1 protein-coding gene is annotated in these 441 nt (G+C 29.5%); it reads right to left on the reverse strand.

Annotated features, from left to right (window positions below; all coding sequences use genetic code 11):
• A partial coding sequence (locus G3997_RS05770; protein ID WP_442971263.1) for a MutS-related protein occupies positions 1-441 on the reverse strand: 441 nt, incomplete at both ends.

Genomic DNA, 441 nt, shown 5'->3' on the forward strand with positions numbered 1-441 from the left:
TAAGTTTATACATAGGCTCTAAGGTTTCTTTATCAAACATCATWCCTGCATTTTCAAAATGAGGATGTTCTGTTGCAAATTTTTTAATTTCTCCATAATGAGTAGATGCAACTAATATAACTCCCATTTGGTAAAACTCTTCAAGTATAGCAATTGCAAGACTAGCACCTTCATTTGGCTCAGTACCAGAGCCTATTTCATCAAATAATACTAAAGTTTTATTGTTAGCACTATCCATAATATTAGCTATATTGTTTATATGAGATGAAAATGTACTTAAWGCATTTTCAATACTTTGATTATCACCAATATCTACAAATATTTTTTCAAAAACACTAATTTGTGTATCTTCACTTGCACATATATCAAATCCACATTGAGTCATAAGTRTTAAAATACCTACAGTTTTTAATGTAACTGTTTTTCCACCTGCATTTGGAC

This window comes from Romboutsia sp. 13368 (genome assembly GCF_018336475.1).
Taxonomy (GTDB): Bacteria; Bacillota; Clostridia; order Peptostreptococcales; family Peptostreptococcaceae; genus Romboutsia.